Annotated in this window: 18 protein-coding genes; 11 read left to right on the top strand and 7 right to left on the bottom strand. The window is 61.4% G+C overall.

Annotated elements, in window-relative coordinates; all coding sequences use genetic code 11:
• Positions 1 to 97: 97 nt before the first annotated feature.
• On the bottom strand, positions 98 to 943 hold the full coding sequence (mutM, locus tag JHX88_RS00850; RefSeq protein WP_076522359.1) for a bifunctional DNA-formamidopyrimidine glycosylase/DNA-(apurinic or apyrimidinic site) lyase: 846 nt from the start codon (positions 941 to 943) through the stop codon (positions 98 to 100).
• A 100-nt stretch (positions 944 to 1,043) separates the two neighbouring features.
• On the opposite strand from mutM, the gene ubiE reads away from it, so the two are divergent.
• From ubiE to JHX88_RS00865, 3 genes are all read left to right on the top strand, one after another.
• Positions 1,044 to 1,790 (top strand): bifunctional demethylmenaquinone methyltransferase/2-methoxy-6-polyprenyl-1,4-benzoquinol methylase UbiE, encoded by a 747-nt coding sequence (gene ubiE / locus JHX88_RS00855; protein WP_076522360.1) that lies wholly within the window; start codon positions 1,044 to 1,046, stop codon positions 1,788 to 1,790.
• Positions 1,790 to 3,316, top strand: coding sequence for a 2-polyprenylphenol 6-hydroxylase (gene ubiB / locus JHX88_RS00860; RefSeq protein WP_076522361.1), 1,527 nt, complete (start codon positions 1,790 to 1,792; stop codon positions 3,314 to 3,316). The genes ubiE and ubiB overlap by 1 nt, the downstream gene beginning before the upstream one ends.
• 163 nt (positions 3,317 to 3,479) lie before the next feature.
• On the top strand, positions 3,480 to 5,471 hold the full coding sequence (locus tag JHX88_RS00865; protein WP_076522362.1) for a TonB-dependent receptor domain-containing protein: 1,992 nt from the start codon (positions 3,480 to 3,482) through the stop codon (positions 5,469 to 5,471).
• 71 nt (positions 5,472 to 5,542) lie between these two features.
• Here the strand turns inward: JHX88_RS00865 and JHX88_RS00870 are convergent, their stop codons facing one another.
• The 6 genes from JHX88_RS00870 to pqqA form a co-directional block, all read right to left on the bottom strand.
• A complete protein-coding gene (locus tag JHX88_RS00870; protein WP_141225716.1) occupies positions 5,543 to 6,319 on the bottom strand; it encodes a quinoprotein dehydrogenase-associated SoxYZ-like carrier in 777 nt (258 codons plus the stop codon).
• A gap of 2 nt (positions 6,320 to 6,321) precedes the next feature.
• Positions 6,322 to 7,458 (bottom strand): pyrroloquinoline quinone biosynthesis protein PqqE, encoded by a 1,137-nt coding sequence (gene pqqE, locus JHX88_RS00875; protein WP_076522364.1) that lies wholly within the window; start codon positions 7,456 to 7,458, stop codon positions 6,322 to 6,324.
• A gap of 139 nt (positions 7,459 to 7,597) precedes the next feature.
• Positions 7,598 to 7,909, bottom strand: a complete 312-nt coding sequence (pqqD, locus tag JHX88_RS00880; RefSeq protein ID WP_076522365.1) for a pyrroloquinoline quinone biosynthesis peptide chaperone PqqD — start codon at positions 7,907 to 7,909, stop codon at positions 7,598 to 7,600.
• Complete coding sequence (gene pqqC / locus JHX88_RS00885) at positions 7,909 to 8,658, bottom strand: pyrroloquinoline-quinone synthase PqqC (RefSeq protein WP_272848151.1); 750 nt, start codon at positions 8,656 to 8,658, stop codon at positions 7,909 to 7,911. Before pqqC ends, pqqD begins: the two co-directional genes overlap by 1 nt.
• Positions 8,655 to 9,536 (bottom strand): pyrroloquinoline quinone biosynthesis protein PqqB, encoded by an 882-nt coding sequence (gene pqqB, locus JHX88_RS00890; protein ID WP_076522880.1) that lies wholly within the window; start codon positions 9,534 to 9,536, stop codon positions 8,655 to 8,657. The genes pqqC and pqqB overlap by 4 nt, the downstream gene beginning before the upstream one ends.
• A gap of 70 nt (positions 9,537 to 9,606) precedes the next feature.
• The gene (pqqA, locus tag JHX88_RS00895; RefSeq protein ID WP_076522366.1) at positions 9,607 to 9,699 is read right to left on the bottom strand and encodes a pyrroloquinoline quinone precursor peptide PqqA; all 93 of its coding nucleotides are present in this window, start codon (positions 9,697 to 9,699) and stop codon (positions 9,607 to 9,609) included.
• 143 nt (positions 9,700 to 9,842) lie between these two features.
• Here pqqA and JHX88_RS00900 point away from each other — a divergent pair, with 143 nt between their 5' ends.
• The 8 genes from JHX88_RS00900 (at position 9,843) to adh (ending at position 20,051) form a co-directional block, all read left to right on the top strand.
• Positions 9,843 to 10,901: a quinoprotein relay system zinc metallohydrolase 2 gene (locus JHX88_RS00900; RefSeq protein ID WP_076522367.1), complete on the top strand. Its 1,059-nt coding sequence runs from the start codon at positions 9,843 to 9,845 to the stop codon at positions 10,899 to 10,901.
• Positions 10,902 to 10,991: 90 nt separating this feature from the next.
• The gene (locus JHX88_RS00905; RefSeq protein WP_076522368.1) at positions 10,992 to 12,347 is read left to right on the top strand and encodes an ABC transporter substrate-binding protein; all 1,356 of its coding nucleotides are present in this window, start codon (positions 10,992 to 10,994) and stop codon (positions 12,345 to 12,347) included.
• A 76-nt stretch (positions 12,348 to 12,423) separates the two neighbouring features.
• A complete protein-coding gene (locus tag JHX88_RS00910; RefSeq protein WP_076522369.1) occupies positions 12,424 to 13,419 on the top strand; it encodes a carbohydrate ABC transporter permease in 996 nt (331 codons plus the stop codon).
• The gene (locus JHX88_RS00915) at positions 13,419 to 14,552 is read left to right on the top strand and encodes a carbohydrate ABC transporter permease (protein WP_076522370.1); all 1,134 of its coding nucleotides are present in this window, start codon (positions 13,419 to 13,421) and stop codon (positions 14,550 to 14,552) included. Before JHX88_RS00910 ends, JHX88_RS00915 begins: the two co-directional genes overlap by 1 nt.
• A gap of 10 nt (positions 14,553 to 14,562) precedes the next feature.
• Positions 14,563 to 16,089, top strand: coding sequence for an alpha-amylase family glycosyl hydrolase (locus JHX88_RS00920; protein WP_084202786.1), 1,527 nt, complete (start codon positions 14,563 to 14,565; stop codon positions 16,087 to 16,089).
• A gap of 17 nt (positions 16,090 to 16,106) precedes the next feature.
• Complete coding sequence (locus tag JHX88_RS00925) at positions 16,107 to 17,240, top strand: ABC transporter ATP-binding protein (RefSeq protein ID WP_076522372.1); 1,134 nt, start codon at positions 16,107 to 16,109, stop codon at positions 17,238 to 17,240.
• Positions 17,241 to 17,439: 199 nt separating this feature from the next.
• Positions 17,440 to 18,393, top strand: coding sequence for a GAF domain-containing protein (locus tag JHX88_RS00930; RefSeq protein WP_272848152.1), 954 nt, complete (start codon positions 17,440 to 17,442; stop codon positions 18,391 to 18,393).
• Positions 18,394 to 18,524: 131 nt separating this feature from the next.
• On the top strand, positions 18,525 to 20,051 hold the full coding sequence (adh, locus tag JHX88_RS00935; RefSeq protein ID WP_076522373.1) for an aldehyde dehydrogenase: 1,527 nt from the start codon (positions 18,525 to 18,527) through the stop codon (positions 20,049 to 20,051).
• Positions 20,052 to 20,426 lie beyond the last annotated feature (375 nt).

Here is a 20,426-nt window from a genome sequence, read left to right on the forward strand (position 1 = left end):
GAAAATGAGGCTGCAAGCGCGGAGTCGATGCTTATTGGCCCTTATTTTAGAAGATTCGTCGTTAAATTCGCATTAACTTCGCTCTCTGAGCAGGTTGTTAGCGTTGACATCGCGGGCAGAAAAAACTCGACCGGCCCGATTGCACGATCCGCCTGACATGTCCATCGCATCCCATGGCAGGGCAAGGGGTGCCCTCGCGGTCGTAAACTCGGAAGCTGTGCTGGAAATATCCCAGTTCCCCTGTGGCCTGCCGATGGTCGCGCAGTGAAGACCCGCCTGCCGCGATAGCGTCGCTCAGAACTTCGCGAACATGGTCCGCCAATGCGATGATCCGGTCCTTGCCGATACGGCCCGCGGCTCGGCGCGGATCGATGCCCGCACGATGCAGCGCCTCGCTCACATAAATATTGCCGAGGCCAGCCACGATCTTCTGGTCCAGCAACGCCTGTTTGACCGGTACACGCCGCCCGGCGAAAACCTCGGAAAGATAGCGAACGTCAAAATCCGGATCGAACGGTTCCGGCCCCAGATGAGCCAACAAGGGATGGGTTTCGTCCTCGCGGATCAGATCGACCATGCCGAAACGCCGGGCATCGTTGAACGTGATCGTCGTGCCTGCCTCGGTCACCAGCACGACATGATCGTGGCGCGGCAGGATCGACGGATCACGATGGAATCCGGCGAGCCCCGTGCCTTCGACCAGCAGCCGACCCGACATGCCCAGATGCATCAGCATCGTGCCGCCCCGGTCCAGATCGGCCAGCAGGTATTTCGAGCGCCTGCGCAGACCCGTCACCGTCGCCCCGGTCAGCACCTGCACCAGGTCGGGCGGCAGGGGCCAGCGCAGATCGGGACGCCGCGCCTCGGCCCTCGCGATGCGCTGGCCTTCCAGATGTGGTTGCAGGCCGCGCCTGACGGTTTCGACTTCCGGCAGTTCCGGCATCCGGTTCCTCTCGCTGCATTGCGCCCGTGGCGCATCCCGGTCATTGTGCGCGCGGTGCGCCTGACGTATCTGGCGTGAAGGACAGCGGACGGCAAGCGCGATGAGCGAAAAGAAACAGACCCATTTCGGTTTCCGAACCGTGGACGAGGACGACAAGGCCGGGCTGGTCCATGGCGTGTTTTCCAGCGTGGCCTCGCGCTATGACCTGATGAACGACTTGATGAGCGGGGGCGTCCATCGCGTCTGGAAGAGCGCGATGATGGACTGGCTCGCACCGCGTGACGGTCAGCATCTGCTGGATGTGGCGGGCGGCACGGGCGATATCGCCTTTCGATTCCTCGACCGTGCGCCGGGTGCGCGCGTCACGGTCTGCGACATGACCGAATCCATGCTGGTCGAAGGGCGCAAGCGGGGCGAGGCCGCCAAGCTGGCCGATCGGCTGGCATGGGTGACCGGCGACGCGATGCGGCTGCCTTTCGCGGATGACAGTTTTGACCGCTACACGATCAGCTTTGGCATTCGTAACGTGACCCGTATCGATGACGCGCTGGCCGAGGCCTATCGCGTGCTCCGTCCCGGTGGGCGTTTGATGGTGCTGGAATTCAGCCAGATCCCCGTGCCGATGATGCAATGGGCCTATGACCGCTACAGTTTCAACGTGATCCCGGCGATGGGGCAGGCGGTGACCGGCGACCGCGACAGCTATCAATACCTGGTCGAATCGATCCGCCGTTTCCCCAATCAGGAAACATTCGGTGATTTGATCCGCAAGGCCGGTTTCGGCCGTGTCCAATGGCGTAACCTGTCGATGGGCATTGCCGCGCTACATTCCGGTTGGAAGCTTTAATGCGCGGTCCGCATAATATCCTGCGCCTGATCCGGACCGGCGCGACATTCGAGCGGACCGGCGCGATGGGCGTGGCACTCGATGCGATCGAAGCCCCGGCCCGGTTGCGTCTGGCGGCACGGGTGCTGGGCTGGCCGTTCCGCTGGATGGGCTACAAGGGCAATCCCGATCTGCCGCCTGTGACACGGGCGATCACTGCGCTCGGCCCAGCCTATATCAAGTTCGGCCAGATCCTCTCGACCCGCGCCGATGTGGTCGGCACCGAACTGGCCGACCAACTGCGGATGCTGCAGGACCGGTTGCCGCCATTCCCGACCGAGACCGCCAAACAGATGGTCGAGGCCGAACTCGGCCATTCCGTCGACCATTTGTTCTCGGAATTCTCGGAACCTGTCGCGGCGGCCTCCATCGCGCAGGTTCACCGGGCGAGGCTGCGCGAAACCGGCCGTGAGGTTGCCGTCAAGGTGCTGCGCCCCGGCATCGTGGGCGCCTTTCGTCGCGACATCGACGCGTTCCATTTCGCCGCCGGCATGATCGAGGGGATCGCGCCATTCAGCCGTCGCCTGCGGCCCCGAGACGTCATCAGCCATTTCGAGGCGGTGGTCACTGGCGAACTCGACCTGCGTCTCGAAGCCGCTTCTGCCTCGGAATTCGCCGAGAATACCCGCGAGGACAAGGATTTCGCCATCCCACCGCCGCATTGGCACCTGTCATCGCGCCGGGTGCTGACCTCGGATTGGGCCGAGGGCATCCCGATGGGCGACCGCGAGGCGTTGATCGCGGCGGGCCATGACATCACACATGTCGCCCGTCGGGTGATCCAGCTTTTCCTGCAGCATGCCCTGCGCGACGGCTTCTTCCACGCGGACATGCATCATGGCAATCTCAAGGTCGCGCCAGATGGGGATATCATCGCCTATGATTTCGGGATCATGGGCGAGATCGACGAATACACCCGCCGCGTCTATGCCGAGATCCTGATGGGGTTCATCCATCGTGACTATCGCCGCGTGGCACGGGTGCATTTCGAAGCCGGCTATGTCCCGCGTGACCGTGACGAGGCGGCTTTCGCCCGCGCCCTGCGTGCTGTTGGCGAACCGATCTTCGGTGCTGACGCCAGCCAGATTTCGATGGCAAACCTGCTGGCCTATCTGTTCGAGGTCACAGAGCGCTTTGGCATGCCGACACGAACCGAATTGATCCTTTTGCAACGCACCATGGTGGTCGTCGAGGGCGTCGCACGCTCGCTGGACCCGCAATTGAACATGTGGGAAGCGGCCAAGCCCGTCGTCTCGGATTACATCAAGGCCAGCCTCGGCCCGCGGGCGATGGCAAAGGACGCAGTGCAGGTGGCGCAGACTTTGGGGCGCTATGGGCCCTTGCTGCCGAAGCTGGTCGACCGGATGCTGTGGGAGAATGTGCATGCGAAGCCCCAGCCCAGGAAAAATGGCCACCGCCGGGGCTATGCGCTGGCGGCGGGCGTGGCTCTGGTCGTGGGATTGGGCGTCGGCCTGTTCCTCGGCTGACGTAGGCTGGCCCTGCGAGGCTGTGGCAGATTGACCATAGCCACGAGATCCTGCACCAATGCGTCTCGCATTTACCAGTTTCACCCGTTAGAAGCGGGGCAACGCCAGCCAAAGCGGGTTTCCGCTGTCGCAAGCCAGAACAAGGTTTCGATGGAGGAAACATATGCCCAAGTTCACCCGGGCGGTTCTGGCGCTCAGCACCGCGACATTGCCGACCATTGTCCAGGCACAGCAAATCACCCTTGACCCGATAACGCTTTATGCGACCGATGAATATGTCATCGGACAGGTCGAGGTCGATGAAGACGACCTGAAAGCGGCCGAAAACGGTGGCCTCGCCGATCTGTTCCGATCAGAGCCCGGCGTGAGCGTCGATGGCGGGATCGCTCTGACCGAACGCGTTTATGTCAACGGGATTGACCAGGAACAGATGGCAGTCACCATCGACGGCGCGCTGCAGAACAACCGCATGTGGCATCACACCACCACCAACCTCATCGATCCCGGTCTGCTGAAAGCCGCAAGGGTCGACGCGGGTGTTGCGCCTGCGGATGCCGGGCCGGACGCACTGGCCGGTTCAATCGAGTATGAAACCAAATCGGCGCTTGATCTGCTCGAGGATGGCCAGAACTTCGGCGGAAAACTGACAACCGGCTATGCTTCGAATGGTGAAAGAGCGACAGGTGCCTTGACGCTGTATGGCCGTCAGGGGCCGGTGGATGCCCTGCTTTATGCAAAGCGCGCGACCGGCGATGATTACGAAGGTGGCGATGGCAAGACGGTGAAATATACCGGCGCGGATCTGAGCAGTTATATGGTCAAACTGGGCGCCGAGGCGAATGGTTGGCGCTTTGAGTATGGAGGGATGCAGGTTCAGGATGACTCGCTGCGCCCGTTCCGTCCGAATGTGACGGATTACACTTACCGACCAAGTGCACCACGTTACTTTGACATGACCCAGACCACCCATACTCTGAAAGTTGGCCGTAGCGAAGCCGCTGAAGGCCTGTTCAACCCCGAGCTCTTGTTGTCTTCGTCCGAAGGCAAGCAGACGGCAGAGGAAGTATCCAGTGATGACCCGCTATGGACCAATGCAGTTTCAGATACGAAATCGGCTATTCTGCAGAATCATTCACGCTTCGGCCAGACCGAAGTAACAGCCGGTATAGACCTGCATAACCGTACATCCAGTGCTGACGATTATTGGGGCAGCGGAGCGATTCACGGTTTCCAGGAGGAAAGCCACAACACCGGGCTTTTTGTACAGGCACGCGGTTCGGCGGGACAGTTCGATTTCAGTTCGGGTCTGCGTTATGACTGGAACCGTTTTAACGGAACGCAAGGTGAAGAGTTCAAAACAGACGGCGCTAGTGCCAACGCCAATGTGACTTGGAATGCCACCGACGCGCTGTCCTTTGATGCGGGTTACTCAACTGTATTTGGCGGCATTCCGGTTGATTACAGTTTCAACCAATGGGCACCTCATCCGTTTTCAGAGCAGCCCCGGCCGACCAGATCTCAGAACATGATCCTTGGTGCGAATTGGAGCCAGAACGGAACAACAATCAATGCTGAGTATTTCAGAACGAAGGTTGGCAATGCGCGTGACACGGCCTCAAGGCGGACAGATGGTCCAAGCCCATATTACAATGGTCATGCATACTACTTCATCTCCGAAGCCAAAGAAATTCGTAGTCAGGGCTGGCGTCTCTCGCTTGGGCAGAATTGGACAGGTGGATCCGCGACCCTCCGTTACTCCGATATCGAAATGGAAGTGGACGGGAAAGCTCCTACGAGTCTCGATCTTCAAGGCTTTGGCACCATTCCGGGCCGGGTTCTGACACTGGACGCCCGTCATCAAGTTACGCGTGACCTGACATTTGGCGGCGTGATCGAACATGCCTTTGGGATGTCCCACCAAGGTGTCGATCCTGATGATGAACCGCGCCGCGATTTCGAGGCCTATACGCTCGTGAACGTGTACGGCGAATATAAGCCTGCACGCTACGAGAACCTGACAATTCGCGCAGAGATCAATAATCTGTTCGACGAAGATTACGTGGATCGAGCTTCTTTCGGCGGCGATTATGAATTCGTCATTCCTCAGAAAGAACCTGGCCGCAGCATTGCACTGACCGCGAACTTCACCTTCTGAGCCGAGGGGCGCAATGCCCCCGGTCACAGCATAATATGGTTATGATCGGTTCTGTTCGCGCCGGAGCCGGTCTAGCCCGCCACGTCGAAGGTCCGATCCCAGATATTGCCCTCGGTATCCTCGGCATGGACGCTGATCGGCTTGCCATTGGGCGTGTAGCCGAAACGGAACACTGGATCCTCGCTGACCGAGATTCCTGCTTGCATCGTGAACAGCAATTCATCGCCCTGCCGTACCTCCAGCCGGTCGATGAAATGGGCGGGGATATTCAGCAGCGTCACCTGGTCGCGCTGCAACCCGGAAAACATCGGGTGACGGATCATCAGCGTGCCAATATTGCGGTCTCCGTCCTGCACGGTTTTCCAGCGCATTTCACCCATGGTCTCTTCGACTGCCGCCATATCCTTACCCGCAGGGGCAGAGCAGCCGCCCGACGCCTTGACGAAACGACCGGCCATGACCTTGCTGCCATCCGCTTGGGTGCCAATGGCACGCAAGTCGGTATAGGCATCGACGCGGACACGGACTTCGAAATCGAGCGGCATCAGCGCTTCGCCGAAACTGTATTCTGCAGCCACGGGTGCCGGGTTCTCGTCGATCACCAGAGACAGATCCGTCAGCGCCGGGGCATCCGGTGCCTGAGTCAGACGGATCGGCACGATGGCCGCGTCATTGGCACGCGTCGGGGCATCGACATCCAGTATGCCGGAATCGATTGGCGGCTCTTCGGACAGGCCCATGACCGATTCACGCAGATCATCCCATGTTTCCGACGGTCGCAGCGGATTTTCCTGCGCCAGAGCGGGCGAGGCCATCAGAAGTGCCGCGGCAGCAAGCCATGCCTTCATCTTCATCCTCCCTTCTTCATGCGCCGGTAGATCAGTTCCGCCGTGTCCGCGTCCGCATCCTCCTCGGCCCGGGCGACGACCTGCGCATGCAGCGGCGATTTCGAGCAGACCGGGTCGGTCGCCCGGGCATCGCCTGCTATGGCCATAGCTTGACACCGACAGCCGCCAAAATCCATGTTTTTCCGCTCACAACTGCGGCAGGGCTCGGCCATCCACTCGGTGCCGCGAAAGGCGTTGAAGGCGTCCGAGAGGTGCCAGATATCGGACAGGGACCGGTCACGAACATTCTCGAACTGCAGCCAGTCGATGGAGTTGGCGGCATGGCATGGCAGGACCGAGCCATCAGGCGCGACGTTCAGCCCGGTTGAGCCCCAGCCGCCCATGCATGCCTTGGGATAGACCGCGTGATGATCCGCGGGGACGTAATCGATCACCAATCGTCCGCGCAGCCTGACACGGGCATCGTTCACCACTTGCCTTGCAAAAGCCGCCTGTTCGCGGGTGGGCATCAAGGCCTTGCGGTTCAGGTCGGCCCAACCGTGGAATTGCACGGTCGCCACTTCGATCCGCCTCGCGCCTAGACTTTCGGCCAGCTCGATCATGTCCGGCAGCCGTTCCATGTTCTGGCGATGGACAACGGCGTTGATGGTCAGGGGAAAGCCGATCTCGGTGACCCATTCGGAAAAGCCCATTTTCTTGTCCCAGGACCCCGGATGGCCGCTGATCCGGTCGGCCATGTCGGGGCGGATGCCTTGCAGCGAAAGCTGGACGTGATCGACGCCCGCACTGTCCAGTTCCTCCAGGCGTTGACGGGTGATGCCGATACCCGAGGTGATCAGATTGACATAAAGTCCCGCCGCGCTCGCCGATTCCACGATCTGCGCCAGATCGCGCCTCGCCCCTGGTTCACCGCCCGAGATATGCACCTGCAGCACGCCCAGATCGGCAGCCTCGCGGAACACGCGGGCCCAATCCTCGGCGGGCAGCTCGGCCTGCGAGCGGGTCAGCTCGACCGGGTTCGAGCAATAGGGACAGGCAAGCGGGCAGCGATGAGTGATCTCGGCCAGCATTGCCATGGGCAGGCCGGGGGTGACCGGGTTGCCGTCGAGGTCGCGGGGCTGGGCGGGAAGGTCCTTCATGGCGAGTCCTTGGGGTGTGATTGGAGGCGGTTGCCGGGGGTTTCGCACCCCGTCGCCTGCTGGTTCTCGAACCAGTGGCGCACCACTGGCGACCCCGCGGGATACTTGTATGAAGAAGAAGGAACTCGTGTTTCAGGGGTCATCGATGATCCATATCTGCCTGATGCGATTTCACGAAGACCATGCGGCGCTCGATCAGGCCGGTCAGGAAATCGCGGATGTCGGCGGCGATCTTATCCTCAGGGGCCTGGTAGCGGGTGGCGAGATCATGTGCGATGGCTGCCATGCTGCGCTGTCCGTCAAGTTCCGACAGGATCGCATCGCCGATGGCGTCAAGCTGCATGGCGCGTTCGGGGGCCTGCAGCACGCGAATGCCGCGCACCCGGTCATCCTCCAGCCGCACGCCGCGCGGCAGATAGGGGATGTCCTCGGGGGCGATCAGAGGTTCCATCACAGCATCCCCTCTCCGGGCCGCCATGCGCCGGGTGGAGTATTGCCCTCGACATAGCCATGCCACAGCGCGTCAAGCTGGGCCCAAAGCACATCGGTCTTGAAAACCAGCGCGGCCGCGGCGGCGTTCTGCTTTTCTAACGTGTCGGCTTGGGTCAGCACGTAGTCAAGGCCGAAGGCCACGTCCTCGGGCGCCTCGGTCAGGCGTTTCTTGAAATAGGCAAGGCTGGTGTCGTCAGCGAAATCGTAATGGGCCAGCAGCCCTTCGATCCGTTGCGCATGGATCTTCGGGGCAAAGAGCTCGGTCAGGCTGGCGGCCACGGCATCGAGCAAAGGCATATCGCGGACGAAGCGAAGATATGCGTCAACGGCGAAGCGGGTGGCGGGCAGGATGCCCTGACCCGAGGCGACATAATCCGGATCCAGCCCGACTGCGCGGGCCAGCGCCAGCCAGCGGCGGATGCCGCCGCCCTCGTTCACCCCGCCATCGTGATCCTCGATCCTCTTGCGCCAGCGGCGGCGCAGGTCGGGATCCTCCACCCGCGACATGAAGGCGGCGTCCTTCATCGGGATGCGGGACTGGTACATCCAGCGATTGATGACCCATGCGCGGACTTCGTCGGGCGAGCACTCTCCGCCATGCAGCCGGGCATGGAAGGGGTGCCTGTCATGGTAACGCTCGGCGCCGATGGCACGCAGGCGGGCCTCGAAATCTTCGCGGGATTGGGGCTGGGCGGGTATATCCTTCACAGCGTGATCTCCATGCCGTCGCGTCCGACCTGCCAGCCTTGCGCCTCGGCCTTGGCCGTCTGCGGACTGGAGGGATCGGTCAGCGGGTTGGAATTGTTCATATGCACGAAAACCCGGCGCGCGACGGTCGTATCCGCCAGCTCGGCCATGGTTTCCGAGACGGGCATATGGCCCATGCGGCGACCTGTTTTCTGGCCGAGTCCCATGCGGATCATTTCGTCATCCTCCCATAGCGTACCGTCGAACATCAGCAGGTCGGCGCCACCGATGCGGGTTTTCAGCCAGCCCGGCATCTCGGCGCAGCCGGGGATATAGAGCGCCCGGCGTCCCCCGGCCTGCAACTCGACCCCGACGGTGGTTTCGCCGACCAGCCCGGTTTCGACCATCTCGCCCTCCTGGTAGAGTGGCACCTTTCCCGGAACCGCGAAAAGCGTCGCCGTCAGGCCGGAGGCAAGCTCTACCGTCTGATCGAGCGAGACGGTCCGGCGCGGCACCAGATCGGCGCGCAAGGCCGACAGCATCGGGTTCGCGGCCAGCGCGTCATGGATCGCGGCAGTGGCAAACAGATCGAAGGGCTGGCTTTCACGCAGGGTCAACAGCCCGGCCACGTGATCGATATCGCCATTCGTCACCAGAACCGAGCGCAACGGCATCTGCCGCGGGCCTGTCGGGTGAAGGGCAGGGGTGGCGGCCAATTGCATGCGGATATCGGGGGACGCGTTCAGGATTGTCCAACCCTGTCCATCCGCACTGACCGCGATCGAACTTTGCGTCAGGGCGGGGATGCGTCCCGCCCGCGCGGCATCGCAATTGTCGCAGCCGCAATTCCATTGCGGCAACCCGCCACCTGCCGCTGCGCCCAGAATGATGATCTTCATGAAGGTCTCAGACAAAGCAGCCCTGCCCGACATGATCGGACAGGGCCGTTTCCTGCCTGTTCATAATGGTTCAGAACAGGACGGGCTCATCCTCTGCCGGGGCATACATGTTGATTTCCATGCCGCAGGCGATTTCCTTCAGGGTGGGTTTGGTCCATGCCATGTCGCTTCTCTCCTCCAAAAGCTGGTGTCGCAGCATTCGCGACTGGACCTCATGGTAGATGAGAGGCAGCATGGGTCAACAAGACTAAGGTCTGATATCGCTGGTTTCGGTTCCTTTCGGGCTCTGCGCGGGAATATTCGGCAATGTTTCATCTCATTTTGACTGCATGTATTGCCGGATCGTCAGAAGATTGTGCGCCGATACTCCTGCCGGAAGCCGAGACCGGAACGCGGACTGAATGCGAGGCTCAAGCAGAACGAATCGCTGATGCCTGGCTGAAGGATCGTTCCGGGCTGATCGGGGCAGGGACAGAATGCCAACCGACCGAAGAGTTGACCGCGTTGCCGCTGCAGCAAGTGGCACCCGGGATACATGTTTATCTCGGCGATCCCGTTCAGATGGAGGATTCGGCGGATGGCAAGATCGCCAATCTGGGCGCGGTGATCGGCGAAGCATCGGTGGCAGTGATCGATACCGGCGTTTCTCGTGCGCAGGGACAGGAGCTTTATGCCGCGATCCGGCGATTGACCGATCTGCCGGTCAGCCATGTCATCCTGACCCACATGCATCCCGACCATGCACTGGGGACATCAGTCTTCAAGGAGGCGGGGGCAGAGATCCTTGGCCATGCCGCGATGCCCATGGCACTGGATGTCCGGGCGCAAAGCTATCTGGACAGCATCGCCCGGCTCTATTCGCCCGAAGAGGTTATCGGCACCGAAATCACCTTGCCGGACCGGACTGTTGCGGATCGTGACAGTATCGATCTTGGCGGGCGCGGCCTTTCGTTACAGGCGGCAAGCACGGCCCATACCGACAACGATCTGACGGCCTTCGACGAGGCCACGGGGACCCTGTTCGCAGGCGACCTGGTGTTTAGGGAACTCGCACCGGTAATCGATGGTTCGCTGATCGGTTGGCTGGAATGGCTGGAGGTCTCGCCCAAACCGACGCCGCGCGTGATCGTTCCGGGGCACGGAGCCGTGACCGACTCATGGGCAGTGGCGATCGGGCCGCAAACCGAATTCCTGACGGCGTTGAGGGATGCCACGCGTGAAGCCATCGCAGCGGGAGCGCCGATGTCCGAGGCGGTGCCGCAAATAACAAAATCCTTGCAAGACAAGAATGATGCGTGGAATTCTTTTTCCGAGACTGCCGCGCGTGACGCCACGGCAGCCTACAAGGAGTTGGAGTGGGAGTGAGTTTTATTTGACAAGACCATATAGTTTAAGGATTGCTAGCGTTAACATTTGGACAAGAAACGATCCGAAGCGAATGCATGGGAGGACAAGATGAGAACCGTATTCTATTCGACCGCGGCGGCGGCTGCCTTGATTGCCGGGGTCGCGCAGGCCCAGATGGTCATAGAGCCCGGCAGCGACGACCGCATCAACTGGCAAAGTCTCGAGGATTTCAAGGCATCCCATACCGGGCTGGAAGGGCAAGAGTTCAACATCCTTGGCCCGTGGCTGGGCGCTGACCGGGATCTTTTCACATCTCTGCTGCCCTATTTCGAAGAGGCGACCGGGGCGAAGGCCAATTATTCCGGTTCCGACAGTTTCGAGCAGCAGATCGTAATCGACAGCGAGGCAGGGTCGCCCCCTGATGTCGCGGTTTTGCCGCAGCCCGGACTGGCGGCCGATCTGGCTGCGAAGGGGCATATCACACCCCTGGGCGATGAAATGGCGCAATGGGTGCGCGACAATTATGCGGCGGGCGATAGCTGGGCCGATCTGGGAACCTATGCCGGCGCAGATGGCAGCGAAGCGTTCTACGCATTCCCCTTCAAGGCCGATGTGAAATCGCTGGTCTGGTATGTGCCCGAGAATTTCGAGGATGCGGGCTACGAAGTTCCGGAAACCTACGAGGATCTGAAGGCATTGTCGGAGCAGATCGCCGAGGATGGCGAAACGCCATGGTGTATCGGATTGGGCTCTGGCGGTGCGACGGGCTGGCCCGCGACGGATTGGGTCGAGGACCTGATGCTGCGCATCAACAGTCCCGAGGATTACGACGCCTGGACCACCAACGAGATGCCCTTCAACGATCCCAAGGTCGTCGCGGCCATCGAGGAATTCGGATGGTTTGCCAAGAATGACGATTTCGTCGCCGGTGGTGCGGGTTCTGTCGCGTCGACCGATTTCCGCGACAGTCCCAAGGGACTCTTCGAATATCCGCCCGATTGCTACATGCATCGCCAGGCCAGCTTCATCCCCTCCTTCTTCCCGGAAGGGACCGAGATCGGTCTGGACGCGGATTTCTTCTATTTCCCGGCACCAGCCGATGGCAGCCTTGGGCAGCCGGTGCTTGGCGGTGGTACGTTGTTCTCGGTGTTTTCGGACAACCAGGCGGCGATGGCCTTCATCGATTTCCTGAAGGTTCCCGCCGTGCATGAGATCTGGATGGCACAGAAGGGCTTCGTGACCCCGCATACCGGCGTGAATACCGATGCCTATGGCGACGAGACGCTCAAGAGGATGGGGCAGATCCTGCTGGACGCGACGACCTTCCGCTTTGACGGTTCCGACCTGATGCCCGGCTCGATCGGCGCTGGGGCGTTCTGGACCGGCATGGTCGATTTCGTCGGCGGCAAATCGGCGCAGGACGTGGCCGACGCCATCCAGCAAAGCTGGACGACCGTCAAGTAACCTGCCGCAAGCAGGAGAACGATCCGGGACGGTGCGTGCCTTGCGCGCCCTTCTGACCGGTACCAGGGGGTGAAAGATGGAACTGTTCTGGCTTGCCATAAGCACAATCGCGATTGGCGTTTTCGGCTGCGTGGCCTGGTTCTGGGGATCGAACATGATCCTCGACACGATCTACCCGCCGCGCGGAGAGAGGGCGGGCGACAATATCCGCAGGGCTAACCAGATCCGGCCCTGGCTGTTTCTTGGGCCCGCGATCCTGTTCCTGGGATTGTACCTCGTCTATCCGGTTCTCGACAGCCTGTGGCGGTCGCTGCACAACGCGGATGGCAGCCAATTCGTGGGCACCGACAACTATAGTTGGGCCGTGGGCGATTCGAAGTTCCGCGAGTCGATGCGCAACAACATGCTGTGGCTGCTGGTCGTCCCGGCGCTGTCCACGCTGTTCGGCCTGATCGCCGCGCAGCTGACCGATCGGATCAAATGGGGTAATATCGGTAAATCGCTGATTTTCATGCCGATGGCCATCAGTTTTGTCGGCGCGGGGGTGATCTGGAAATTCATTTATGAATACCGTGACGCAGGCGAAACGCAGATCGGCCTGCTCAATTACCTCGTGACCAAACTGGGAGGAGATCCGCAGCTCTGGCTGACACTCATCCCGTGGAACAATTTCTTCCTGATGATCGTGCTGGTCTGGATCCAGACCGGCTTTGCCATGGTGATCCTGTCGGCTGCCCTGCGCGGCATCCCAGAAGAGACTATCGAGGCCGCGATCCTTGACGGCGCTTCGCCTCTGCAGGTGTTCTTCAAGATCAAGGTGCCGCAGATCGTGGGCACCATCGCGGTTGTCTGGACCACCATCACCATCGTCGTGCTCAAGGTCTTCGACATCGTCTTCGTGATGACCAACGGGCAATGGGGCACGCAGGTGCTGGCGAACCTCATGTATGACTGGATGTTCCGCGGCACCCCCGATTACGGCCGCGGCTCGGCCATCGCCATCGTCCTGATGATCCTGGTGACGCCGATCATGATCTGGAACATCCGCAATGTCCGCAAGGAGGTCCGCTGATGGAAGGCATGGCCGGACAGAAATCATCGCTGACATGGGTGGTCAACATCTCCGCCTTCCTGCTTGTGCTGGCATGGACGATCCCGACCCTCGGGCTCTTCGTGTCCTCATTCCGTGATCGCGACCAGATCGCGAGCAGTGGCTGGTGGGCGTCATTCTCGGCATCCGAGCAGACCGGCTTCGTTCGCACCGGAACCGATGACGACGCCACCCAGGTCGATGGCCTCTACGTGATCGAGGGCACGGTGCTCGAAGGAGATCAGAAACTGACCGCGTGGGGCATCCGCTCGCGCGAGCCGGGGGCATTCCAGCCCGGCGAGACAACAGAGATCGAGGATGGCTGGCAGCTCACCGTGAACGAGGATGGCAGCTATCGCCTGACCTCGGAAGCGCCCTTCGAGATGCGGCGGGGAGAGAGGATCTTCACCACGACCAAGGCGCCCGCGAACCTGACGACCGCGAACTATCAGCGGGTGCTGACCGCAGAGGGGCTGGGCCGCGCCTTCATGAACACGCTGACGGTGGCGATCCCGGCGACGGTGATCCCGATCCTGATCGCGGCTTTCGCGGCCTATGCGTTGGCCTGGATGCAGTTCCCGGGGCGGGCATTGCTGACTGCAGCGGTGGTGGGGCTGTTGGTCGTGCCCCTGCAGGTTTCTCTGATCCCGCTGTTGCAGATGCATAACAGCATCGGCATCGGCAAGGGATATCTGGGGATATGGCTGGCGCATACCGGCTTTGGCCTGCCGCTGGCCGTGTATCTCTTGCGAAACTACATGGTCGGATTGCCACGCGAGGTGATCGAATCCGCCCGTGTGGACGGCGCGACCGATTTCCAGATCTTCCGCCGCATCGTCCTGCCCCTGTCCTTCCCGGCGCTGGCCAGCTTCGCGATCTTCCAGTTCCTCTGGGTCTGGAACGACTTGCTGGTGGCGACGGTGTTTCTTGGCAACACGCGGGAACAACTGGTCATGACCGGGGTCCTGCGTGAGCTCATGGGCTCTAAAGGCGGCGAATGGGAAATCCTGGCGACCTCGGCCTTCATCTCGATCGCGGTGCCGCTGATCGTCTTCTTCTCAATGCAAAGATACCTGGTCCGCGGCCTCCTGGCGGGATCGGTCAAAGGTGGTTGATTTGAACGAAATGACGAAAGACTGGTGGAAGGGCGGGATCATCTATCAGATCTACCCGCGCAGTTTCCAGGACACGACCGGCGACGGAGTCGGCGATCTGGCCGGGATCGCTCAGCGCCTGCCCTATGTTGCCTCGCTCGGGGTGGATGCCGTCTGGATCTCGCCCTTCTTCACCTCTCCGATGAAGGATTTCGGCTATGATGTCAGCGATTATCGCGGCATCGACCCGATGTTCGGCACCATGGAGGATTTCGACTGGCTGGTCGAGCGCGCGCATGAGCTGGGCCTCAAGGTGATGATCGACCTGGTGATGTCACATAGTTCGGACCAGCATCCGTGGTTCACGGAAAGCCGCTCCAGCCGCGATAACGACAAGTCGACCTGGTATGTCTGGGCCGATCCCAAGCCGGACGGAACGCCGCCCACCAACTGGCTGTCGATCTTCGGTGGCAGTGCGTGGCAATGGGATGCGCGGCGCGAGCAGTATTACCTGCATAATTTCCTGACCTCGCAGCCGGATCTGAATTTCCATAATCTCGAAGTGCAGGACGCGCTGCTCGAGATGGTGCAGTTCTGGCTGGACAAGGGCGTTGACGGCTTCCGCCTGGACACGATCAATTTCTATTTCCACGATGCCGAGTTGCGGGACAACCCGCCACTTGCGCCCGAATTGCGCAAGTCCGACACGGCGCCATCGGTCAATCCCTACAACCACCAAAGCCACAAGTTCGACAAGTCGCAGCCCGAGAATGTTGCCTTCCTTGAACGTCTGAACCAGTTGTTGAAACCAAGCGGTGCCGTGGTTGTCGGTGAAATCGGCGATAGCGAGCGCGGTCCGGAACTGCTCGAGGAATATACCGGCGTGCCGGGCCGGATCGAGATGTCCTATGTCTTCGATTTCCTGTCGGGCGAGGATCTTCAGGCCGGTCGAATCGCCGAGGTGTTCCAGAGGCTGCAGGATACGGCGCCGAACGCCTGGCCGTGCTGGGCGATGTCCAACCATGACGTCATGCGCCATATCAGCCGTTGGAACCTCTCGGATCAGGCCGCCAAGGCCTATTGCACTGTTATGATGTGCCTGCGCGGCTCGGTCTGCCTTTACCAGGGAGAAGAGCTGGGCCTGCACGAGGCCGAGCTGCAATTCGAGGAGCTGCGCGATCCCTATGGCATCGAGTTCTGGCCCGAGTACAAGGGCCGCGACGGTTGCCGGACCCCGATGGTTTGGGACATGGGTGTGAATGGCGGGTTCTCGACCAGTCAGCCTTGGCTGCCGGTTCCGCATACGCATCTGCAGCGCACCGTGGTCGGGCAGGAAGCCGATGCGCAATCGGTGCTGCATCATTACCGCTGGGCGATTGGGCTGCGCCGCAAGCATAGCGCGCTACGTGGCGGCAGCATGACCGAGATCGAGGCCGATGGTCCGGTCCTGTCGTTCCGCCGCTCTGACCATGCGCAGACCTTGCAGATACGCGCCAATCTGTCCGATGAACCTGCAGGCGGAATGGCGCCCTGGCAGGTTCAGATCATCGAGGGTTAATCAGGGGGAGGCTCGCCATGGCCGATTTGAAGCTCGTGAATATCGCCAAGTCCTATGGCGATGTGAATGTCTTGCGCAATATCGACCTGGATATCACATCCGGGGAATTCATCGTCTTTGTGGGCCCGTCCGGTTGCGGAAAGTCCACGCTCTTGCGGATGATTGCCGGGCTCGAGCAGATCACCGACGGGACGCTGGATATCGACGGGCAGCGGGTGAATGACATCCCGCCAAGTCAGCGCGGCATCGCGATGGTGTTCCAGTCCTATGCGCTCTATCCGCATATGACGGTGCGCGACAACATGGCCTTCGCGCTCAAGATCGCTGGCAAGTCCAGGGACGAGATCAGGGAGGCGACCGACCGCGCCGGCAAGATGCTGCAACTGACCCCCTACCTGGACCGCCTGCCCAAGGCATTGTCTGGCGGCCAGCGTCAGCGCGTGGCCATCGGCAGGGCACTGGTGCGCGACCCCAAGGTCTATCTTTTCGACGAACCGCTCTCGAACCTCGATGCCGCGCTGCGGGTAGCGACCCGGATCGAGATCGCGCAGCTCAAGGAATCCATGCCCGACCGCACGATGATCTATGTCACCCATGACCAGACCGAGGCGATGACGCTGGCCGACCGCATCGTCGTGCTGGCCGGTGGCGGCATCGCACAGGTCGGGGCACCGCTGGAGCTTTACGAACGGCCGATCAACGAATTCGTCGCGGGGTTCATCGGCTCGCCCGCGATGAATTTCCTGCCCGGCAAGGTCACGGAGGTGGGACAGGAAACCACCGTTGCTCTGGATGCGGGCGGCGAGGCGCGCGTCGCCATCCCCACCCGCGCCGGGGACGAGGGGATGTCCGTCAATCTCGGCGTCCGCCCCGAGGACATGTTCGAGACCGACGGTCCGGCGCTGTTCGAGGGCAAGGTCGATCTGACCGAGGCCCTGGGCGAAGTCACGCTGCTCTATTTCGGCACCAACGTGGAAGCCGCGCCGGTCATTGCCAAGCTGCCCGGCATCCATGCCGGCTATTCCGGCAGGACCGTCCGCCTGACCGCCAAGCCAGAGGCAATGCACCTGTTCCATGACGGGGAATCGCTGCTCTATCGTGACGGGGTCGAATTGCCGCCCTATCAGCCGCGAACGGCAAACGCGGGGTAGGGCCGGAAATTCGGGCATAGATTCGGGCACAGATATTGCGTTCCGCGATGGCCGGGGGGCTTCGCGCCCCCCGGACCCCCCGCGGGATACTTGCATGAAGAAGAAGGTGCGAAGTTGAACCCGTGCTGTGCCATGGAACCAAAGTCGCAGCCCGCTTGGACGCAACTCTGCTATACTCTCCGCCACGAGGAGGAGAATCATGGTGCATCGCAGCCACGCCGATCTGGTGGCCGAGCAATCGCAGTCGAAATCCGCGACATCGGCGCTGACCGCGTCATGGCGGCGCTCGATGCTGAAGCACGGGCTTGATCCCGGCGACCGGCGGCGTCCCGAAAGGCTGTCTCAACCCGAACTGGCCACCCGCCGCGAGGCGATGGAACGTTTCCTGCATGTCGCCGCCCCGCAGCTCGATCAGCTTTACAATCTGGTGTGCCTGTCCGGCTGCAACGTGCTCTTGACGGATTCCGAGGGCGTGGTGCTGGATCAGCGCATGAGCGAGGCGGATGCCGCGCAATTCCGGGATTGGGGGCTGTGGCAAGGCGCCGACTGGTCCGAGGCAGTGCAGGGCACCAACGGCATCGGCACCTGCCTGGTCGAGGGGCGGCAGGTCACCATTCACCGTGACGAGCATTTCCATACCCGCAATATCGGCATGTCCTGCATGGACGCGCCGATCTGGGGCCCGGATGGACGCTTGCTGGCCGCGCTGGATGTCAGCTCTGCCCGCGCCGATCAGACCGAGCGATATAACCGGCTGATCTCGGCGCAGATCATGCAGACCGCCAAGGCGATCGAGGCGGTGTTCTTCCGCGCCAGCTTTCCCGATGCCCGCATCGTCGTGGCCTCGGACGAAGAGGGCGGCGATGCGGCCATGCTGCTGGCGGTGGACAAGGACGATCTGGCCGTGGGCGCCACCCGTGCCGCCCGCCGCGCCCTCGGGCTGGAGCGCGAAGGCGCGATCCGTCCCCGCCCCGCCGCCGATCTGCTGGGCCGCGAGGACGAGATGTCGGGCTTCGACAAGGCCGAACGCGCTGCCGTCGCCCGCGCATTGGCGCGTGCCGGCGGCAATGTCTCGGCCGCGGCAAGGGCGCTCGGCATCGGCCGGGCGACCATGTATCGGCGCATGGCGAGGCTAGGTCTGGGTGAAAAATAACCCTGACTGTCTCACTGCTGAGACAGCTTGCGGCGCGGATACGCAGCGGGTGATTGCCTGAAAACCGAATTGCGCCAATCTCTTTCTCAGACCCGGATGGGGAGTCCGGGACAACCCAGAGGAGGAATGATATGCCGAACGATCAGACGCATGAATTCAAGGGCGTGGGCGTGATGCCCTTCGCCAAGCGCTATGACAATTTCATCGGCGGCAAATGGACCGCCCCGAAATCGGGAAAATACTTCACCAACACCACCCCGATTACCGGCGGCGAGATCGGCGAAATCGCCCGCTCGAACGCCGATGATATCGAGGCGGCACTGGACGCCGCCCATGCCGCCAAGGATAAATGGGGCCGGACCTCGGCTGCCGAGCGTTCCGGGGTTCTGTTGAAAATCGCAGACCGGATGGAGCAGAACCTCGAACTGCTTGCCGCCGCCGAAACATGGGACAATGGCAAGCCCATCCGCGAAACCATGGCCGCCGACCTGCCGCTGGCCATTGACCATTTCCGCTATTTCGCAGGCGTTCTGCGGGCGCAGGAAGGCGGAATCTCCGAAATCGACTCTGATACCATCGCCTATCATTTCCACGAGCCGCTTGGCGTTGTCGGCCAGATCATTCCGTGGAATTTCCCGATCCTGATGGCAACGTGGAAGCTGGCCCCGGCGCTGGCCGCAGGCAATTGCGTGGTGCTGAAACCGGCCGAACAGACCCCGGCGGGGATCATGGTCTGGGCCGATCTGATCGGCGATCTGCTGCCTCCCGGTGTGTTGAACATCGTCAACGGCTTCGGGCTGGAAGCTGGCAAGCCGCTGGCCTCGAACCCGCGCATCGCCAAGATCGCCTTTACTGGCGAAACCACGACCGGCCGGCTGATCATGCAATACGCATCGGAAAACCTGATCCCGGTGACGCTGGAGCTTGGCGGCAAATCCCCCAATATCTTCTTTGAGGACGTCACCCGCGAAGACGACGATTTCTTCGACAAGGCGATCGAGGGTTTCGTGATGTTCGCGCTGAACCAGGGCGAGGTCTGCACCTGCCCGTCGCGCGCCCTGATCCATGAATCGATCTATGACCGCTTCATGGAGCGCGCCCTTGCCCGTGTGAAGGCGATCAAGCAGGGCGATCCGCGTGAATCCGACACGATGATCGGCGCGCAGGCCAGTTCCGAGCAGAAGGAAAAGATCCTCAGCTATTTCGACATTGGACGCCAGGAAGGCGCCGAAGTGCTGACCGGCGGCAAGGCCGCGGATCTGGGCGGCGATCTCAGCTCGGGTTATTATGTCGAGCCGACCATCCTCAAGGGCCATAACAAGATGCGGGTCTTTCAAGAGGAAATCTTCGGTCCGGTCGTCTCGGTGACCACGTTCAAGGACCAGGAAGAGGCTTTGTCGATTGCCAACGACACGCTTTACGGTCTTGGAGCCGGTGTCTGGAGCCGCGAGGCCAATACCTGCTACCGCTTTGGCCGCGCGATCAAGGCGGGCAGGGTCTGGACGAACTGCTATCACGCCTATCCGGCCCACGCAGCCTTCGGCGGATACAAGCAGTCCGGCATTGGACGTGAAAATCACCGGATGATGCTGGATCACTATCAGCAGACCAAGAACATGCTGGTCAGCTATAGCCCCAAGAAACTGGGCTTCTTCTGAGTTAGGCAGCGGGGGCAAAAGCTGCCCCCGTCGCTTCGCCGGGTGATTCTTGATCCAGTGGCGCGATTTTTCGGCGACCCTCCGAGAGGTATTTATACAAAGAAGAAGGGCCGGGCTGTCATGGCGGCAGTCCAGCCCAGTATGTTTTTCGTACTGGATTCGGCGCGGTGGTTCCGGCTCACCTGACAGGCGCCTCATGTTTCGCCCGAATGTTAAGGGAACCCGAGCGCGGCGCAAGTTGCCTGTGTACAGGTTGTGTACGCGCTGTGTACGTCCGGTGTACGGATGTCACGGCCAGAATCCCAGCATTTGCTGGGTGACATCGCATCGGTGTTGCGCGCGGTGACAAATGCAACGCACGCTGCTGTTGCGTGG

Source organism: Paracoccus saliphilus, assembly GCF_028553805.1.
Taxonomy (GTDB): domain Bacteria; phylum Pseudomonadota; class Alphaproteobacteria; order Rhodobacterales; family Rhodobacteraceae; genus Paracoccus; species Paracoccus saliphilus.